Source organism: Kribbella sp. NPDC056345, assembly GCF_042262745.1.
Lineage (GTDB): Bacteria > Actinomycetota > Actinomycetes > Propionibacteriales > Kribbellaceae > Kribbella.
In genome coordinates this window covers 31994-48958 of sequence record NZ_JBHJQQ010000009.1, presented here as the reverse complement: position 1 = coordinate 48958, position 16965 = coordinate 31994, and the positions used below count along the sequence as shown (strand labels likewise).

At 68.2% G+C, this 16965-nt stretch carries 17 protein-coding genes; 8 read left to right on the top strand and 9 right to left on the bottom strand.

The features are described 5' to 3' along the window. The first annotated feature begins 58 nt into the window (after window positions 1–58). The 4 genes from ACFCV3_RS29260 (at window position 59) to ACFCV3_RS29245 (ending at window position 5387) form a co-directional block, all read left to right on the top strand. Window positions 59–958 (top strand): anti-sigma factor RsbA family regulatory protein, encoded by a 900-nt coding sequence (locus ACFCV3_RS29260; protein ID WP_376035236.1) that lies wholly within the window; start codon window positions 59–61, stop codon window positions 956–958. 136 nt (window positions 959–1094) lie between these two features. Then, window positions 1095–2426 (top strand): crotonyl-CoA carboxylase/reductase, encoded by a 1332-nt coding sequence (ccrA, locus tag ACFCV3_RS29255; protein ID WP_376035234.1) that lies wholly within the window; start codon window positions 1095–1097, stop codon window positions 2424–2426. 82 nt (window positions 2427–2508) lie between these two features. Further along, window positions 2509–4137 (top strand): transposase, encoded by a 1629-nt coding sequence (locus tag ACFCV3_RS29250; RefSeq protein WP_376035232.1) that lies wholly within the window; start codon window positions 2509–2511, stop codon window positions 4135–4137. Beyond that, window positions 4134–5387: an AI-2E family transporter gene (locus tag ACFCV3_RS29245; RefSeq protein WP_376035230.1), complete on the top strand. Its 1254-nt coding sequence runs from the start codon at window positions 4134–4136 to the stop codon at window positions 5385–5387. The genes ACFCV3_RS29250 and ACFCV3_RS29245 overlap by 4 nt, the downstream gene beginning before the upstream one ends. Before the next feature lie 261 nt (window positions 5388–5648). Here the strand turns inward: ACFCV3_RS29245 and ACFCV3_RS29240 are convergent, their stop codons facing one another. The 5 genes from ACFCV3_RS29240 to ACFCV3_RS29220 all read right to left on the bottom strand — a co-directional run bounded on the left by ACFCV3_RS29240 (window position 5649) and on the right by ACFCV3_RS29220 (window position 8707). Further along, window positions 5649–5960 carry a PIN domain-containing protein gene (locus ACFCV3_RS29240; protein WP_376035228.1) on the bottom strand — a complete coding sequence of 104 codons (312 nt, stop codon included), beginning with the start codon at window positions 5958–5960 and terminating at the stop codon, window positions 5649–5651. 126 nt (window positions 5961–6086) lie between these two features. After that, window positions 6087–6257 (bottom strand): hypothetical protein, encoded by a 171-nt coding sequence (locus ACFCV3_RS29235; RefSeq protein ID WP_376035226.1) that lies wholly within the window; start codon window positions 6255–6257, stop codon window positions 6087–6089. Window positions 6258–6298: 41 nt separating this feature from the next. After that, a complete protein-coding gene (locus ACFCV3_RS29230) occupies window positions 6299–6832 on the bottom strand; it encodes a hypothetical protein (RefSeq protein WP_376035224.1) in 534 nt (177 codons plus the stop codon). Window positions 6833–7031: 199 nt separating this feature from the next. Further along, window positions 7032–7751 carry a PIG-L deacetylase family protein gene (locus ACFCV3_RS29225; protein ID WP_376035222.1) on the bottom strand — a complete coding sequence of 240 codons (720 nt, stop codon included), beginning with the start codon at window positions 7749–7751 and terminating at the stop codon, window positions 7032–7034. Then, entirely contained in the window at window positions 7748–8707 is a 960-nt protein-coding gene (locus tag ACFCV3_RS29220; protein WP_376035718.1) for a GNAT family N-acetyltransferase, read from the bottom strand. The genes ACFCV3_RS29225 and ACFCV3_RS29220 overlap by 4 nt, the downstream gene beginning before the upstream one ends. A gap of 160 nt (window positions 8708–8867) precedes the next feature. Here ACFCV3_RS29220 and ACFCV3_RS29215 point away from each other — a divergent pair, with 160 nt between their 5' ends. Next, window positions 8868–10760: a hypothetical protein gene (locus tag ACFCV3_RS29215; RefSeq protein ID WP_376035221.1), complete on the top strand. Its 1893-nt coding sequence runs from the start codon at window positions 8868–8870 to the stop codon at window positions 10758–10760. Here ACFCV3_RS29215 and ACFCV3_RS29210 read toward each other — a convergent pair. The 4 genes from ACFCV3_RS29210 to ACFCV3_RS29195 all read right to left on the bottom strand — a co-directional run bounded on the left by ACFCV3_RS29210 (window position 10741) and on the right by ACFCV3_RS29195 (window position 14380). Further along, on the bottom strand, window positions 10741–11508 hold the full coding sequence (locus tag ACFCV3_RS29210; RefSeq protein ID WP_376035219.1) for an alpha/beta fold hydrolase: 768 nt from the start codon (window positions 11506–11508) through the stop codon (window positions 10741–10743). The two genes, ACFCV3_RS29215 and ACFCV3_RS29210, sit on opposite strands and share 20 nt — an antisense overlap. 10 nt (window positions 11509–11518) lie before the next feature. Continuing rightward, the gene (locus tag ACFCV3_RS29205; protein WP_376035217.1) at window positions 11519–11818 is read right to left on the bottom strand and encodes a hypothetical protein; all 300 of its coding nucleotides are present in this window, start codon (window positions 11816–11818) and stop codon (window positions 11519–11521) included. A 49-nt stretch (window positions 11819–11867) separates the two neighbouring features. After that, window positions 11868–13259, bottom strand: coding sequence for a M28 family metallopeptidase (locus ACFCV3_RS29200; RefSeq protein ID WP_376035215.1), 1392 nt, complete (start codon window positions 13257–13259; stop codon window positions 11868–11870). Between the two features lie 74 nt (window positions 13260–13333). After that, window positions 13334–14380, bottom strand: a complete 1047-nt coding sequence (locus tag ACFCV3_RS29195; protein ID WP_376035213.1) for a fatty acid desaturase family protein — start codon at window positions 14378–14380, stop codon at window positions 13334–13336. 131 nt (window positions 14381–14511) lie between these two features. Between ACFCV3_RS29195 and ACFCV3_RS29190 the strand changes: the two genes are divergently transcribed. From ACFCV3_RS29190 to ACFCV3_RS29180, 3 genes are read left to right on the top strand one after another with little or no spacing between them, the layout of a single operon-like run. After that, window positions 14512–15807, top strand: coding sequence for a sensor histidine kinase (locus tag ACFCV3_RS29190; RefSeq protein ID WP_376035211.1), 1296 nt, complete (start codon window positions 14512–14514; stop codon window positions 15805–15807). Further along, window positions 15759–16403 (top strand): response regulator, encoded by a 645-nt coding sequence (locus tag ACFCV3_RS29185; protein ID WP_376035209.1) that lies wholly within the window; start codon window positions 15759–15761, stop codon window positions 16401–16403. The genes ACFCV3_RS29190 and ACFCV3_RS29185 overlap by 49 nt, the downstream gene beginning before the upstream one ends. A gap of 34 nt (window positions 16404–16437) precedes the next feature. Beyond that, entirely contained in the window at window positions 16438–16917 is a 480-nt protein-coding gene (locus ACFCV3_RS29180; RefSeq protein WP_376035207.1) for a VOC family protein, read from the top strand. Window positions 16918–16965 lie beyond the last annotated feature (48 nt).

Below are 16965 nucleotides of genomic sequence, written 5' to 3'. Positions count from 1 at the left end.
TCGGTGACGGCGCGCGATTCGCCCTTCGGAACTGGGTTTTGCGGACTACTCTGATCGGGTGCTGAAGGACAGCGCCACCGACTCCTTGGACGGTGTGCCGGCGGGTTTCCAGCACGAAGCCTTCGTCTACTCCGGCGACGAGGAGTTCGTGCGACTGTCGGCACCGTTCGTTCACGACGGTCTGGCAACGGATGCGGCGATCGTGGCGGTACTCCCGCCGGATCGGATCGCGATGCTGCGCGAGGCCCTCGGAGAAACCCCGGCACCGGTGCGTTTTATCGATATGACATCGGTCGGGCGTAATCCCGCGCGGTTGATCCCGTTCTGGCGCGACGTTGTGCAGCAGGCCAACCGTCCGGTGTACGGCCTCAGCGAGTGCGTGTACCCCGGCCGCACGACCGCGGAGTACGACGAAGCCTTGCTGCACGAGGGTCTGACCGATATCGCCTTCGCCGCGGACTCCGGTTTCCGGCTCTGCTGCCCGTTCGCCGCGGAGGCCGGGATCGACCCGACGGCCACGCACTCCGGTGCGGAAGCGCTGGCCGAGAAGACCTTCCGGACGCCACTGAACGACGTACCGGATCGGGCCGAGCGCTGGGAGTTCGGGCTGGCCGATCTCGGCGACGTACGGCAGTGGGTGAACGGGCAGGCGTCGTCGCACGGGGTGTCGCGGGACCGGATGGACGACCTCGGGCTGGCCCTGCACGAGGTCTGCACGAACAGCATCCGCTTCGGCGGCGGCCGGGGCAGGCTTTCGGTGTGGATCGAGAACGGTTCGCTGGTCTGCGACGTGGCCGACCACGGCCGGATCGACGACCTGCTCGTCGGGCGGGTGATGCCGCCGCTGGACGGGCTCGGCGGCCGGGGCGTCTGGCTGGCCAACCAGCTCTGCGATCTGGCCCAGCTGCGATCGGGTGACGGATTCACCCAGGTCCGGCTCCACACGCGCCTACGGTGATAAGACCACTGACAACGGTGGACTGAAAAAGTGACGGTCGTCTCACCGGCCCCGAACTGTGTCACACCGCACAGCCCGGGAGGCATACTCAACGGTAACGTCCGCTCACCAGTCCACTCCTTGCAGGAGGTACGACGTGAAGCAGATCCTCGATGCGATCCTCGCCGGTGACAGTGCGGCAGTCGGTGCGCTCGACGTGCCGGACCACTACCGCGGGATCACCGTGCATGCCGAAGACGCCGGCATGTTCGAGGGACTGGACGCGAAGGAGAAGGATCCGCGCAAGAGCCTGCACCTGGACGACGTCCCGACGCCCGAGCTCGGCCCGGGTGAGGCGTTGGTCGCGGTGATGGCGAGCGCGATCAACTACAACACCGTCTGGACGTCGATCTTCGAGCCGGTCTCGACGTTCTCGTTCCTCAAGCGGTACGGGAAGTTGTCGCCGCTGACCGCCCGCCACGACCTGCCGTACCACGTGGTCGGTTCCGACCTGGCCGGCGTCGTACTGCGGACCGGCCCGGGTGTGAACGCCTGGAAGCCGGGCGACGAGGTGGTCGCGCACTGCCTGTCGGTCGAGCTGGAGTCGCCGGACGGGCACAACGACACGATGATGGACTCCGAGCAGCGGATCTGGGGTTTCGAGACCAACTTCGGTGGGCTGGCCGAGATCGCGCTCGTGAAGTCGAACCAGCTGATGCCGAAGCCGGCCCACCTCACCTGGGAGGAGGCTGCGTCTCCCGGGCTGGTGAACAGTACGGCGTACCGGCAGCTCGTCTCCCCCAACGGCGCGAACATGAAGCAGGGCGACGTCGTACTGATCTGGGGTGCGTCCGGTGGGCTGGGGTCGTATGCGACCCAGTTCGCGCTGAACGGCGGGGCGATCCCGGTCTGCGTGGTGTCGTCGCCGGAGAAGGCGGAGATCTGCCGCGCGATGGGCGCCGAGCTGATCATCGACCGGTCGGCCGATGGGTACAAGTTCTGGAAGGACGAGACCACCCAGGACCAGAAGGAGTGGAAGCGGTTCGGCGCGCGGATCCGCGAGCTGACCGGCGGTGACGACCCCGACATCGTCTTCGAGCACCCGGGCCGCGAGACCTTCGGTGCTTCCGTGTACGTCGCTCGCCGCGGCGGCACGATCGTCACCTGCGCCTCGACCTCGGGCTTCATGCACGAGTACGACAACCGGTACCTGTGGATGAACCTCAAGCGAATCATCGGCTCGCACTTCGCCAACTACCGCGAGGCCTGGGAGGCCAACCGGTTGATTGCCAAAGGCATGGTCCACCCGACAGTGAGCCGCGTGTACCCGCTCGAGGAAACCGCGCAGGCGGCGTACGACGTGCACCGCAACCTGCACCAGGGCAAGGTCGGCGTCCTCACCCTGGCCCCGACCGAAGGCCTCGGCGTCCGGGATCCTGAACTACGAGCCAAGCACCAGCAGGCGATCGACCGCTTCCGCAATCGGTAGGGGCCGATTGGCTGGTCGGGGGGCGGGTCTGACAGGCTTAAGCTGGGGGATTCAGCTGAGCCGCCAGAAGGGAATCTCAGGAATGCCTGACGAGTCGAGCCTGCCGTTCTTCGACCGCACTGCAACCGCGGCCGGAGGCTTTCCGGTCAGTCGGCGTGGCTACGACAAGCAGGCCGTGGACGACTACGTCCGCGCCCTGGAGATGCAGCTGGTCGAGATCCGGGGCCGGGCCGAGCAGCTGCAGAGCAGCGTCGCGCCGATGCAGCGTGAGCTCGAAGAGACCCGCCGCCAGCTCGAGGCCAGCGCCAACCCGTCGTACGCCGGTCTCGGGGACCGGGCCGCGCAGATCCTGCGGCTCGCCCAGGACCAGGCGTCCGAGGCCCTCGAGGAGGCCCGCCGCGAGGCCCAGGAGCTGCGCACCACCGCCGCCAAGGAGGCCGCTGCCCTGCGCGCCACCGGCGAGCGGGAGGCCGAGGACATCCGGACGGTCGCGCTGAACGAGTCCGACAGCATCCGCCGTACTGCCGAAGGCGATGCCGCCGAGCTGCGCCGTACCGCGGAGACCGAGGCCTCCGAGGTGCTGCAGGCGGCCAAGCGCAAGGCCGAGCAGCTGACGCTGACCGCCGAGTCGCAGGCCAGCACGCTGAAGAACGGCGCGCTGCACGAGGCCGAGAAGATCCGCACCGCGATCCAGCGCGAGTCGGCCGCCCTGCGCGCCCGGCTGGCCGACGAGCGGGAGCAGCAGGCCAAGGAGCTGGCCGACAAGCACCAGCAGATCGCCGCCGACACCGAGAACCTGACCACCCAGATGAAGGAGGCCGCCGAGGCCTCCGAGCGCCGGGTGGCCGAAGCGACCGAGCAGGCCCGCAAGATCCGCGCCGAGGCCGAGGAGTCCGCCGAGCGCACCCTGAGCCGGGCCCGCCGCGAGGCCGAGCAGGTGCTGACCACCGCCCGGACCCGCGCCGAGTCCGAGCTCGCCAATGCCGCCGACGAGGCCGAGCGGTCGCGCACGATCGTGGCCCGCGAGACCGAGCGGCTGGCCAAGCGCCGCGACGGCATCCTCACCCAGATCGCCGGGCTGAACGAGATCGCCGGCAACATCGCCCGCCAGGCGGCCGAGCTCGACTCCGAGACGGCCGCGACGACGCCGTACGTGAATCCGTTCAGCCGGCCCACTGCCGAGAGCAGCCCCAACTTCACGCCGTCGGCGGACGGTTCTGCACCGGCCGGTCTCGCGCCGTCCGCGGGTGGACCCGGTACGGCGGGCAGCCCGCTCACCGCCTCTTCCGGCCCGTCCTCGTCCGGCCTGTCCGGGTCGACGGGTGACAGCCCGTTCGCGCCGAAGGTGCAGGCCGACGACCACGCCTTCGGAGCCGGTACGGCGGCCCCGGACGCGGCGCTCGACAGCGACGGACCGTTCACCGGTTCGAGCCCGTTCGTCGGATCGGACGCCGGTGACGCCCGGGTCGACGAGACCCGGATCGACAGCAGCCTGCGGGTGGACCCGGCGATCGCCGGGAAGCTGACGACCGGCGGGTCCGCGACTGGCAGCGTGGCGACTGACGGCGCGGCGACTGACGACGCGGCGGACGGCGACGAGCCGGCCGACTCGACGAGGATCGACGAGTTCCGCCTCGGTGACCTCGCGACCGGCAAGACTTCGGGCGACGACGAGAAGACCGACGCGCGATCCCCGAAGGACACGATGTGACGCCATCCGGCGACGACAATTCGACAGCGACCCCCGATCCAGCAGCTGGGCAGGAACTCGCCAAGGCGGCCCGCGAGGCCAAGCTGGCCGCCGCGCACGCCGAGGCCGCTGCCGATCATGCGGAGAAGGCGGCCGACGAAGCCGATGAGATCGTGGACCAGGCCGAGTTGCTGATCGAGGAACGGCACCCCGACGAGGGCATGGGCCGGCCCGGTCCGCCGATCCAGCGGTCGAACCCGTTCGTCTTCGGGTTCTTCGCGGCCCTCGGCGTACTGGTCGCCTGGGGTCTGTGGAACGCCCTGGGTCACGCGCGTTCGGTGCTGATCCTGCTCGTGGTGTCGATGTTCATCGCGGTCGGCCTGAACCCGCTGGTCGAGTGGTTCATGCGCCGCGGCCTGAAGCGCGGCCTGTCGGTCGGCGTCGTCTTCCTGATCATGATCCTCGCCGTCGCCGGCGTCGGCTTCGCGATCGTCCCGGTCGTCACCGACCAGATCGACGGCCTGATCAAGAACGCCCCGCAATGGCTCGACCTGCTGCAGAAGTCGAGGACCCTCGACGAGCTCGACAACAAGTACCACTTCATCCAGAAGGCCCAGGAGTACATCCAGGACCCGGCGCTGGCCCAGAAGGCGTTCGGCGGCATCCTCGGCGTCGGCAAGGTCGTCGCCAACGCCCTCTTCAACACCTTCACGATCCTCATCCTGACCCTGTACTTCCTGGCCTCCCTGCCCACGGTCAAGCGCGCGGCCTACAGCCTGGTCCCCCGTACCCGCCGCAACCGCGTCGCGATCCTCGGCGACGAGGTCCTCACCCGCGTCGGCGGCTACGTCAGCGGCCAGTTCACCGTCGCCCTCTGCGCCGGCGTCTTCATGTTCATCTTCCTGGAGATCATCGGCCTGCGGGAGTACGCCGTCGCGCTCGCGATCGTGGTCATGTTCACCGCCTTCATCCCGATGGTCGGTGGCCTGATCGGCGTCGTCGTGGTCGCCCTGATCGGCTTCACCGACAGCCTCTGGGTAGGCCTGGCCTGCCTCATCTACGGCATCGTCTACCAGCAGATCGAGAACTACGTCGTAGCCCCCCGCATCATGAAACGAGCCGTCGACATCCCCGGCGCCGTCACCGTCATCGCAGCACTGCTGGGCGGCGCCCTCCTCGGCGTCGTCGGTGCCCTCCTCGCCATCCCCTCAGCAGCCGCCATCCTCCTGATCATCCGCGAAGTCTGGGTCCGCAAGGCCGACGCCTCGTAGTCAGTCGGTGCGTGGGGTACGTCGCCCCACGCACCGCCTACGCCCAGCTCCTCCGTCGCTGTGCTCGCGGCGCTCCCACCCACCCTCGACGGTGCGTGCTATCGCGCGCTCCTGGCGCTACCGCGCGAAGTGCAGCGCTACCGCACTGGGCCGCGTTCTACCGCAGGCCCGGAGCACCTGACCGGCTCTTGCAGGTCACTACCCACCGGCGCAACGAGCACCACCAGCGTTCGTGCTCACGCCTCTGATGCGGGCGGCTGCTCAGTGCTCCTGCAGGACCCAGCGCAACGGCTGCAACCGGCACACCGGGGTAGCCATCCCGAGGAACTTGAAATCAACGCTCGCGATTGCCGGCACCTGCAGACGCTCGGCCAACGCCAGGATGATCGCATCGACGTACCCCAGAGGACCGGACACCAGCTGTGCACTGAGCTCAGCGGCACGAGAACGATCCTCAGGAGTCGGGGCGACAATCTCGAAAGCCCCGGTACTTTGCGTCATGTCCTCGAGAAACTGGACCTCGAGCGACGGCCCGCCGCGTACATTGTTCCGGAGGAAGTTTGCAGGTCTCACCCAGGACCGGTTCGGGAACCAGTAGCCGACCGGGCCAGCCCGCCAAGAGACCCACGCAGCGTTCGTGATTCACGTCGCGAACGTTGAAGGTGGCAATCAACGGCCCCGAGTCACAGAGCAGCGCAGTCACGCGCTTCGCCGTGCGGCCTCGATCGCCTCGACAATTTCACGGTCCTTGCGAGCATCCGCGAGAATCTCACGGTAGCGCACGGACAGCTCCGGCTCGTCGATGCTCACTCGACCGACCCACGGGAAGCGCAGCCGCACCTCGTCGATGTCGATCTGCTGATCGTCCATACCTTCACTGTAAACGAGCCGACCCACAAACTGCTTGATATTCACATCATCTCCCGGGGCGAGCTAGGTGGAACAACCTCGACAACCCGGAGTACTCGTCCGTCTTTGCCGTGGATGAGAAGGTCTTGCTGATAACGGACATTGACCTGGCGCACCACGTCGGTCAGATCGGAGGGCGTTCCCGCTGCCTCCTGTGCCAGTTGCGAGACGCGTTGATGCGAGACACCGAGGACGTTACTCACGTCGCGTACCGGAACGTCGGCGTTCGTCAGGGCCGATGCGAGCTCTCGGCTGAAGTCGGCGACCAGCGTTTCGAGTTGCCTTGCTTGCGAGCGCAGATCCTCGACGAGAGTCTTGGCGTCGAGGAGATCGTGGCCGGCCGCTTCGATCCCGGAGATCTCTACAGTCACTTGGGACAGGGGAAGGTCCGCGGTCACGGCGATGTACTCGCGGGCGATCTGCTCGACCTCGTCGAGTCTTCTGGCCTGAGTCACGCCGTCGAGCTCTGGGATGTCGACCATCCACCACCGCCCCTCACGCGTAACCGTCGCGCTGTAGGTCGTCCGCCTCGCCATGTAGACAGTCTAGGCAACTAGACGCTAGACCGGCAATTCAGGTAGACGACTACAGCAAGATGATCGCGCGGGGTACGGCAGGACGCGGGCTGCGCGATGAGCGCTGGTGCGGCGGTAGCCCTGGAAGCCGCGCGCTAGCGCTAGGAGCGGGCGGAGCACGCACCGTCGGGGGTGGGCGGGAGCGAGGCGTGGGGTGTTCTTACGGGGCTGGGAGTTTGGTTAGTTCGGGGGTGGGGGTGGAGTGGAAGGCGGCGGCTCGGGGGTAGCCGGCTAGGCAGCCTCGGGTGGTGAGGAGGGCTGTGTAGTAGTCGATGTGGCGGAAGCCTTGTTCGCCGCGGGCGAAGGGCTGGTGGCGGATGGCGGAGATCCAGCGGTAGAAGGCTTCGTCGGGGATGGGGACGTAGAGGGTGGGGTGGAAGCCGTCCATGTCCTGCCAGTTCTCGGTGTGGAGGAGGGTGCGGACGGTGTGCCGCGGGAGGTCGGCGAGGGCTTGCAGGTGGGGTGGGTCGGAGGGCTCCAGCGGGAGGTCTGCGAGGTAGCGGGCGCGGGTGGTGAGGCGGGCGGCGTGTTCGTGGTCGCGGTGGCGGCTGTGCTGCCAGTGGGTGATGAGGGTGTCGGGTTGCTGGTCGCGGATGATGGTGGCGAGTTCGGCGGCGGCCTCGTCGGTGTCGGGGAGGAAGCCGTCGCTGTGGCCGAGGACCATGAAGTCGGCGCCGATCGAGGTGGCGAACGCTTCACCTTCGGCGATCTTCTGCTTCTTGTACTCCGCCGGCGCGAGCCGGGGGTGGCTGCGTTCGCCGGCAGTGAGGGCGACGATGGTGACGTTCGCGCCGTCGAGGATGAGCTTGGCCAGGGTGGGTCCGGCGGTCAGGTCCATGTCGCCGATGTGGGCTCCGATGGCGAGCACTGTTCTGGTCATGGACGACTCCCGTCGAGGTTGGCACGCAGGATGGTGAAGGTGCGGGTGATGGTGAACCCGGCACCGAGATAGAGACGACCGGCCGCCGACTGCTCGCCGGTCCACAGGAACCACGCGCTGTGCGCGCCGGCCGCGGACATCTGAGTCAGCGTGAGATGCAGGAGCAGCTTGCCGAGGCCGGTACCGCGGCATTCGGGCAGGACGCCGAACGGCCCGAATCGCTCGATCACACCCTCGTACGTCGCATGTTGCGCCCACCCGAGGAGCCGCCGTACCGGGTCCCGTGCCACCACGATGCGGTCGAGCGGCATCCCGGCCAGCACGGCTTCCCGGATCGCGCGCGCCCAGTCGGGGGTGAATTCGTCACCCGCCAAGCGGATCAAGGTGGTCAGCTCGTCACCGGTCGGCGTACCGAAGCTGTACCCCTCCCCCACCAGCTCGTCGAGCCGCTTGCCCACCTCGGCCGGCATCGCGTACCCGACGAGACTCCGGTCCATCGCGACCGCGTCGTACCCGGCCTCGAAACTCAGTCCCGCCAGCAGCCGGTCCGCGGCCGGATACCGAGCTCGGTCTAGACCGGGCAGGAAGTAGTTCGGCGTGTACGACGAGAAGAAGACCTCGGCGCAGCCGGCACCGCGCAGCCAGTCCATCGCGGCCGTCAGCAGCTCCCGGCCCAGTCCGCGCCCGCGCGCGTCGGGGCGGACGAAGAAGAACGGGATCCAGCCCGTCCCCGGCTCCAGATCGGCACCGGCCATCGGGATCCGCCGGCGGACGGCGTACGCCGCGCCGACGACCTGACCGTTGCTTACGGCAACCTTCAGCCCGGCCGGGTCGAAGTTCCGGTCGAGCAGGAACAGGTCGCGGAACCGTGGGTACCCGATCGGGTCGGCCGGAGCCGCCGCGGTCCAGGCGGCGGCCAGCCCGGGACCGTCTCCCACCGCGAACGAACGGATCATCAGCACCTCGGATCACCACCAGCCGTGTTGAAAATTTACCGCTGGAAAAGCAATCCAGTCAACGTCTTACAGGCGGCGGCTTCGACCAGAACCGAAGCCATCCCCGGTGAACCCGCCGGCCCTGTAGACAGCCGCCTCCGGATCAACCCGAAGGAGTGCGATGAGACGACGTCAGCTGGCAGCGACGGCTGCGGCGGTCCTGGGCCTGGTCACCGGCCTGGTCACTGCGATACCGGCCAATGGCGCACCACCGCAGTTCGAGCACCTCAAGCCCGGCGCGCAGCCCGAGCTGGCCGAGCGCGTCCCCCTGAACGTCGTACTGCTCGGCTACAAGCCCGGCAGTGTCGACCTGGCCGCACTGAACGGCGCTCTGCCCGTCAACCACAAACCCAAGCAGATCACCCGCCTGCTCGCCGGGATCGACGAGACGATCGGGCTCGACTACACCTATGACTACCGAATCCGGTACGCCGACCAGTCGTACCAGAACCGGTTCTTCCAGCAGCTCGCCGGCTTCGCCCGGCCGGTCGAGGTGAACTCCGTCCAGGCCAGGTACAACGCCCAGCAGAACAACAAGCTCGACGTGACCGCCAACCACGAGATCGACGCGCCGACCGTCGAGAAGTGGCTCGCGTTCAACCCGCCGTCCGGCGTCGACACCCGCGAGAACACGATCTACCTGATCAACTGGTACGACCGGCCGGACTTCAAGTTCCACGTGTACACGAAGACCGACGAGCCGGACCCGGACACCGGGCAGAACTGGGGCAAGTACGCCAGCCGCGGCCTGGTCGCCTGGGGCGGTACGACGGCCGCCGACGAGGAGAGTGGTCTCGGGGCCACCCGCCGGGTCTGGTTCCACGACCTGTCGGCCGGACCCGATCAGTTCTCCGGCAGCTGGAACGTCGACAACCCGGACCTGGACGGCGACAACAAGCCCGACTACCGGATCCCGCCGGCCTGGGAGTACGCCGCCGACGGCTACCGCAACCCCGGCGACCTGACCGCCGACCTCGGCCGCCTGCTGCGCACGGTCGTCGTCCACAGTCTCGTCACGGCATCACCGACGTACCCGGTCGAGCTCACCATCGCCAAGGCCGCGACGGTCAACCTGGACAGCAACACCTACGAGGGCTGGGCGGGCAGCGACAAGTACCTGAAGCCGGAGCTCGTGACTGCCGAGCTCGGCGAGGTCCTGCCCGGGATCGACCTGTCCTTCGACCAGCAGAACCTCCCGTACGACGGTGAGGCCAAGCGCTGCGTCGAGGACTGGCTGCGCGACGTCTCGTGCTACCCGGAGACGAACCTGCCGCCGTTCGCGAACATGTTCCTGCAGAACAAGCGTGAGCTCGACCGCGTCCTCGACGACCAGGGCAAGGTCGACTACGAGCTCCCGATCTTCAACTACGCCATGACGCAGGAGAACCTGCCGTGGCTCGGGTACGCGGGTGACAACTGGTCCGACGGCAGCCCGGGATACGTCTACAACTGGCTCTCACCGCAGTACGTCGGCTGGGGCTACGGCTTCACCAGCACGATGATCCACGAGGTCGGTCACCACATCGGCCTGTCGCATCCGCACGACGGATACGACAGCATCACGGACAAGTTCTTCGAGCCGACCGGCCCGTACTACTTCGCCTGGCTCGGCGACGAGTCGAACTCGGTGATGAACTACCTGCAGATCAACACCGACTTCGGCCAGTTCGACCAGGACAATCTGGCGAAGTTCCGCGCCGCCGCACTGATCGAGGCCGCGAACGCCCTCGCCGCCGACGTCCTCGCGTCACCGAACGCAGATCGCGCGTACGCCGATCTGATCCGCGCCGACAAGCTGATCGGCCAGGTGAAGGCCCGGCTGGCCGGCCACGAGTACGACGTCACCCGCGAACTGGCCAACCAGGCGTACGCCGCCGTGGTCGAAGGCGCTCGGAAGGCCGGGATCGACGTCCAGAAGTTCGAGGCGGGGCAGATGGCGGAGGCTCGGGCAGCTCGTGCCGCGCACCCGACCGAGCCGGTTGCGCCAAGGCCAGTTACGCCAAGAAAGGGGTAAGCGCCGCGAGGAAATCGTCGAGGCGTTCGGCATGCACCCAGTGCCCCGCCTCGGCGATCTCGGCGTACTGGACCTGCGGGAAGTAGGCCGCGATCGTGTCCCGGTGGTCCTGCTGGACGTAGTCCGACTTCCCGCCGTAGATGAACAGCGTCGGGCCGTCGTAGTGACCTCTCTCGAGACCGGCCGGCCAGCCGGAGATCTGGGGCAGTGCCGCCTCGATCACCGGCAGGTTCGGCCGCCAGCGGGCGCCTGCCTCGTCGAGGACGAGGTTCTGCAGCAGGAAGGCGCGGGTCCCTGGCGTCGGTACGGCGTCGACCAGCTGAGCGTCGACGTCGGATCGACGCTGCACGTTGGTGAGGTCGGCATTCCGCATCGCCTGGGCGTACTCGACGAATGCGGGCGGATAGGTGACCGGGGCCGCGTCGACGACGACCAGCCGGTCGACGACCGACGGATAGAGCAGCGCGGTCAGCATGGCGGTCTTGCCGCCCATCGAATGCCCGACGAGGGTGACCGGGCCGGTGCCGAGGCTGTCGATCGTCTCGCGGACGTCGCCGGCCATCTCGGGGTAGCTCATGGTGTCCACGTGCGGCGACGAGCCGTGGTTGCGCAGGTCGAGCGCGAAGACGCGGTGCTCGCCGGCGAGGCGGCGGGCGGCCGTCATCCAGTTCCGGCCGGAGCCGAACAGGCCGTGCATGACGACAACCGGCGTACCGGATTCGCCGTAGGACGTGACCGGGAGCTTCATCAACGGCCTTTCATCGGCGCCGGCCCCAGCACGCGGTGTGCCAGTGGCGTCGTTCGTCGAGGGACTGGGCGCCGGCGAGTGCGCCGAGCAGGCTGGGGTTGTCCGGCCAGACCACCACGTGCGGCGTGGCCGGCGGGATCAGCTGGTCGCAGCCGGGACAACGGTAGGACTTGCCGGACGCGGAGCCCGACACCCGCCGGACGTTCCACTCACCGTCCGTGCGCTCCTCCCGCGCCTGGGAACCACCCAGTAGCGGCCGGTCGCTGACGGGCCGCTGCCACTTCGACGGTTTCCTGCTCCGGGGCGACATAGCCCTGCAAGGCTAGCCGTATGAGCCATGTCACCCCGGTGCAGGTGAGCTACTGGCGTGCGGTCGCGTACGCCGCGGTGCCGATCAGCTCCATCGAGACCTGGAGGCGTTCCAGGCTGACGTTCTTCGCGATGGTGTCCTCCGGCGAGTGGTACGGCGGCTCGAGGTGGGCCGGCGAGATCTCACCGCGCCAGGAGAAGTTCGCCGACGCGATGCCGACCTCCTGGAACGACTGGTGGTCGGACGCACCACGCAGTACCGGACCGACCATCTGCGGGTCGTAGCCGAGTCGCTGACCCGAGGCCCGGACCGCATCGGTCGCGGTGTTGGCCAGGCCGGTGAACGACAGGATCCAGTAGGTGATCGCCGGGTCCCAGCTGGTGGCGACCATGTCGTTCTGGAAGACGGCCTTGTACCGGTCGCGCTGGTCCTGCGGCAGCTGTGCGACGTGGTACCGCGATCCGATCAGCCCCTGCTCCTCCGAGCCCCAGAGCGCGAACCGCAGGGTCGCGTTGGTGTTCAGACGGCTCATCACCCGGGCGAGCTCCATCGTGAGCACCGTCCCGGAGCCGTCGTCGTTGGCACCCGGAGCGCCGATCACCGAGTCGTAGTGACCGCTCACCATCACGATCGGGCCGTCGGCGCCGCTGCGTCCACGGCGCTCACCGATCACGTTGTTCGAGATCAGACCCCGATGGGCCTTGGTGCTGATTCGCAGCGGCAGCGAGGTCACCACCGCGAGGGCCTCGCGGATCAGCCGCTTCTGCACCTGCGCGACCCCGATCACCGGAATCGGCGCATCGGTCAGACCGGCAGGCTGGAACGCCGACGCCCGGCGCGGGAAGACCAGGTCGGCCGGCAGCAGGATGACTCCGACCGCACCGCGCGTCGCGGCCTCCGCGACGAAGGCCGGGCGGGCGGCCGCCGTGTCGTCGGCGATCACGATCGAACCGGCCACGTCAGCCGGCCAGACCGGCGCAGTGGCCGGGCCGACGTCCCGAACCGGCCCCTCCACGGTCACGTCGAGCTTCCCGCCGGGGGCGGCCCCGGCCTGCCAGCACAGATCGTCCGGCAGGATGCCCCGGACATCCTCGATCTGGGCAGTGAACTTGTCCGCCACCGGGAACGGCTGCAGCGTGGTGCGGTACCCGAACCTGTCGAGCTGACCGGCGATGTAGTCCGCCGCCCGCTTCTCGCTGGCGGTGCCCCCGATCCGCGGGCCGATGTGCTCCGACAGCACCTGCAGGTGCTTCAGGGCCCGCTCCGAGGACAGCTCGGAGACGATCTGGCGGTCGTACTTGTCGAGCTTCGGGTGGTGAAGTGCACCGGGCCGCTGGTCGTCCGCAGCCCAGGCGGGGGCAGCGGGGATCGCGGTCGCGGCGGTGACACCGGCGACCGCGCCCAACAGCCCACGGCGGCTCAAACCGGACGTTTCGGTCATGCAGGTCTCCTCACAAGATGGCGGCCCCGAGAGAAGTGAAGGTAATCGAGCATCCTCAGTTAGAGAAGGAGTTTTTACTGTGAGAAGGCCTTTTCGTCCCGCAATTCGCTGCCGACGTCGTGCATGTGCCGCAAACCCATTCGGTACGAATCTATTAGTCCGGTCGTCAGGTACGGCAGCCCGGCCTTCTCGCAGTACTGCTGCACGATCGGCTGGGCGAGCCGCAGGTTGGCCCGCGGCATGCTCGGGAAGAGGTGGTGCTCGATCTGGTAGTTCAGCCCGCCCATCATCCAGTCCGTCACCAGGCCGCCCTTGATGTTGCGTGACGTCAGGACCTGCTTCTCGAGGTGACCCCAGTCGCTGTCCTCGCCGGGCATCTCCATGCCCTTGTGCCCCGGTGCGAAGACGCTGCCCAGGTGCAGCCCGAAGATCATGTGGTGCAGCAGCGCGAACACCACGGCCTGCGCCGGCGACAGCAGCACGAACAGCGCGCTGAAGTACAGCACCAGGTGGGCGATCATCAGCCCGAACTCGACCTTCTCGGTACGGCGCCGGGCCAGCACGAAGCGGATCCCGGAGTACTTGAGGTTGAACCCTTCGAGGGTGAGCAGCGGGAAGAAGATCCGGGCCTGGTTACGGCTCAGCCAGCCCTCGAGACCGGCTCGGCCCGCCGCCTGCTCGCGGGTCCAGACCAGGATGCCCTCGCCGACGTCCGGATCCTTGTCGGTGTGGTTCGGGTTCGCGTGGTGCCGGTTGTGCTTGTCGTTCCACCAGGCGTAGCTCATCCCGAGCAGCAGGTCGGCGTGCAGCATCCCGATCCAGTCGTGCAGCCGGCGCGAACTCGCGATCTGCTGGTGCCCGGCGTCGTGCCCGACGAACGCGGCCCGCGTGGTCAGGACCGCGAGGGGGATCGTCAGCAGCAGCACCCACCACGAACTGCCGACGGCCGCGATCGCTGCCCAGGTCAGGGCCATCAGCGCGACGTTGACGCCGATGGAGATCGCATACGCCGCCGTACGGCGTTCCAGCAGTCCGGCGGCCTTGATCTCGCGCAGTAACGGCGCGAATCCGCTCCCGCGGGTGTCTGGGGTCGTCCCCGAAGTCGTCACTGTGCTCGTCATGGGTCAAGCCTCGCCGTCGCGGGCCCGCGACACACTGCAGCTATCCCCCGAACCTGACCGGGGGTTAGTCCCCTGTGAGTTGGGGGGTTAGCACCACTGGCCGGGGCCTCACGCTCGGTCATGATGGGTGCATGACCACCGTTGCCGTTCCTGCGCCGCCGATGCGCTACCCCAAGCTTGCGCAGCCCTGGATCGCGCTGGCCCTCGCCGTCCTGGCCGAGCTCGGGATCGCGTTCTTCGTGCTGAACGTGGTGGCCGTGCCGCTGATCGCCGTCTGGGTCGGGATCCCGCTGCTGCTCGCGTTCGTCCCGGCCACCCGCTGGTTCGCGAACTGCCACCGGACGATCCTGGGCGGATTCATCGGTGAGCGGATCCCGCGCCCGTACAAGAAGCCCCCGATGCCCGGCATCCTGATGTGGCTGCGGACGACCCTGACCGACCCGGCCACCTGGCGTGACATCGTCTGGCTGCTGGTGAACGCGGTCGTCGGCTTCACCCTGTCGCTGGTGAGCGCGGTGCTGTTCCTGAGCACGCTCTTCTACGGGGTCTACCCGCTGCTGGTCGGCGTCACCCCGGAGGGTGTCTTCACCGAGCCGTTCGGCGGGCTGCTCACGGTCAACTTCTGGACGAGCTTCCTGGTCATGCCGGTCGCGCTGATCGGGTTCATGATCTGGCACGCCGCCGGCGAGAAGCTGCTGAAGGCGAACGCCTACATCGCCCGGTCGCTGCTCGGCCCGACCGAGAGCGCCAAGCTGGCACTCCGGGTCCGCGAGCTGGCCGAGTCCCGCGCCGAAACCGTCGACACCCAGGCGGCCGAGCTGCGCCGGATCGAGCGCGACCTGCACGACGGTGCTCAGGCCCGCCTGGCCGCCCTGAGCATGAACCTCGGCATGGCCGAGGAGATGGTCGCCCGCGACCCGGCCCAGGCCGCCGCACTGCTGACCGAGGCCCGTCAATCGGCCAGTACGGCGTTGTCCGAGCTGCGCGACCTGGTCCGGGGTATCCACCCGCCGGTGCTCGCCGACCGCGGGCTGGACGGTGCGGTCAAGGCACTCGCGATGTCCTGCCCGTTCAAGGTCGACGTCACCTTCGACGTACCGGGCCGGCCGCCTGCACCGGTCGAGTCCGCGGCGTACTTCGCAGTGGCCGAGTGCCTGGCGAACGCGGTGAAGTACTCGGCGGCGACCACGGTCTGGATCCAGATCACCCACGAGCAGGAGAAGCTGCACATGATCGTCGGCGACGACGGCGTAGGAGGCGCGGTGGTCCGCCCCGGTGGCGGTCTGTACGGTATCGAGCGGCGGCTGGCCGCCTTCGACGGTACGTTGACCGTGGTCAGCCCGAGCGCCGGGCCCACCACCGTGATCATGGAGCTGCCTTGCGAGTCCTCATCGCTGAAGACCACGCCCTCCTCCGGGACGGCCTGATCCGTCTCCTGGAGGCGCACGACTTCGAGGTCGTCGAGGCAGTCGACAACGGTCCCCGGCTGGTGCCCGCCCTGGTGGAGCACCAGCCGGATGTGGCCGTTGTCGACGTCCGGCTGCCACCGACCTTCACCGACGAAGGCCTGCGCGCCGCGGTCGAGGCCCGCAAACAGGTCCCCGGCCTGCCGATCCTCGTCCTCTCCCAGTACGTCGAGCAGCTGTACGCCCGCGAGCTCCTGACCGGCGGCGGCGCGGTCGGCTACCTCCTGAAGGACCGCGTCTCCAACGTCGCCGACTTCCTCGACTCGGTACGCCGGGTCGCGGCCGGCGGCACGGCCATGGACCCCGACGTGATCGGCCAGCTGCTGGCCCGCAACACCCGCGACGAACCGATCGGCCGCCTCACCCCCCGCGAGTCCGAAGTCCTCGGCCTGATGGCCGAAGGCCGCTCGAACGCCGCCATCGCCGGCGCCCTCTTCGTCACCGAGAAGGCAGTCTCCAAACACACCAACAACATCTTCGCCAAACTCGACCTCCCACCCTCCGAGGACGACAACCGCCGAGTGATGGCGGTTCTGACCTACTTGTCCTCCCGCTGATCCCTTACCGTCGGAGTACGGAAAGGGGGACAACATGCCGAATTTTGGGGGAATCGACCATCTGAGTCTGTCGGTCACGGATCTGGACCGGAGTGAGCGCTTCTACACCGAGGTGCTCGGGCTGATGCCGTTGTTCGACTTCGGCACCGCGCGCACGCTGATCGACCGGCCGAGCGGTTTCATCCTGGGCCTGGTCCGGCACCCGGCAGGTACGGCGGCGCCGTTCACCGAGCTCACCACCGGGCTCGACCACATCGGGCTGCTGGCCTCCAGCCGGGACGAGCTGGTCGAGTGGGAGCGCCGGTTCGACGCGTTCGGGGTTACGTACACGCCGATCCGGGACATGGAGTTCGCGTCCCACCTCAACTTCCGGGACCCGGACAACATCGCACTCGAGTTCAGTGTCTCGAACGAGGTGATGGCCGGCTGGCTCGAGGAGCTGAAGACCCGCGAGTTCACCCAGGAAGAGATCAAGGCCCGCGTCTCCGAGTACTTCGCGACCCTGCAACCGTAACCCCTTGCCGCTACCCGAGCAGGTCGCCGGGTACGACGATCACGTGCT

Coding starts and splice junctions, on each gene's coding strand:
- ACFCV3_RS29230 (WP_376035224.1), bottom strand. CDS start 6,832: ATGGCGAGGCGGACGACCTACAGCGCGACGGTTACGCGTGAGGGGCGG.
- ACFCV3_RS29250 (WP_376035232.1), top strand. CDS start 2,509: ATGCCTGACGAGTCGAGCCTGCCGTTCTTCGACCGCACTGCAACCGCG.
- ACFCV3_RS29220 (WP_376035718.1), bottom strand. CDS start 8,707: ATGATCCGTTCGTTCGCGGTGGGAGACGGTCCCGGGCTGGCCGCCGCC.
- ACFCV3_RS29205 (WP_376035217.1), bottom strand. CDS start 11,818: ATGTCGCCCCGGAGCAGGAAACCGTCGAAGTGGCAGCGGCCCGTCAGC.
- ACFCV3_RS29235 (WP_376035226.1), bottom strand. CDS start 6,257: ATGGACGATCAGCAGATCGACATCGACGAGGTGCGGCTGCGCTTCCCG.
- ACFCV3_RS29200 (WP_376035215.1), bottom strand. CDS start 13,259: ATGACCGAAACGTCCGGTTTGAGCCGCCGTGGGCTGTTGGGCGCGGTC.
- ACFCV3_RS29215 (WP_376035221.1), top strand. CDS start 8,868: ATGAGACGACGTCAGCTGGCAGCGACGGCTGCGGCGGTCCTGGGCCTG.
- ACFCV3_RS29225 (WP_376035222.1), bottom strand. CDS start 7,751: ATGACCAGAACAGTGCTCGCCATCGGAGCCCACATCGGCGACATGGAC.
- ACFCV3_RS29195 (WP_376035213.1), bottom strand. CDS start 14,380: ATGACGAGCACAGTGACGACTTCGGGGACGACCCCAGACACCCGCGGG.
- ACFCV3_RS29180 (WP_376035207.1), top strand. CDS start 16,438: ATGCCGAATTTTGGGGGAATCGACCATCTGAGTCTGTCGGTCACGGAT.
- ACFCV3_RS29210 (WP_376035219.1), bottom strand. CDS start 11,508: ATGAAGCTCCCGGTCACGTCCTACGGCGAATCCGGTACGCCGGTTGTC.
- ACFCV3_RS29190 (WP_376035211.1), top strand. CDS start 14,512: ATGACCACCGTTGCCGTTCCTGCGCCGCCGATGCGCTACCCCAAGCTT.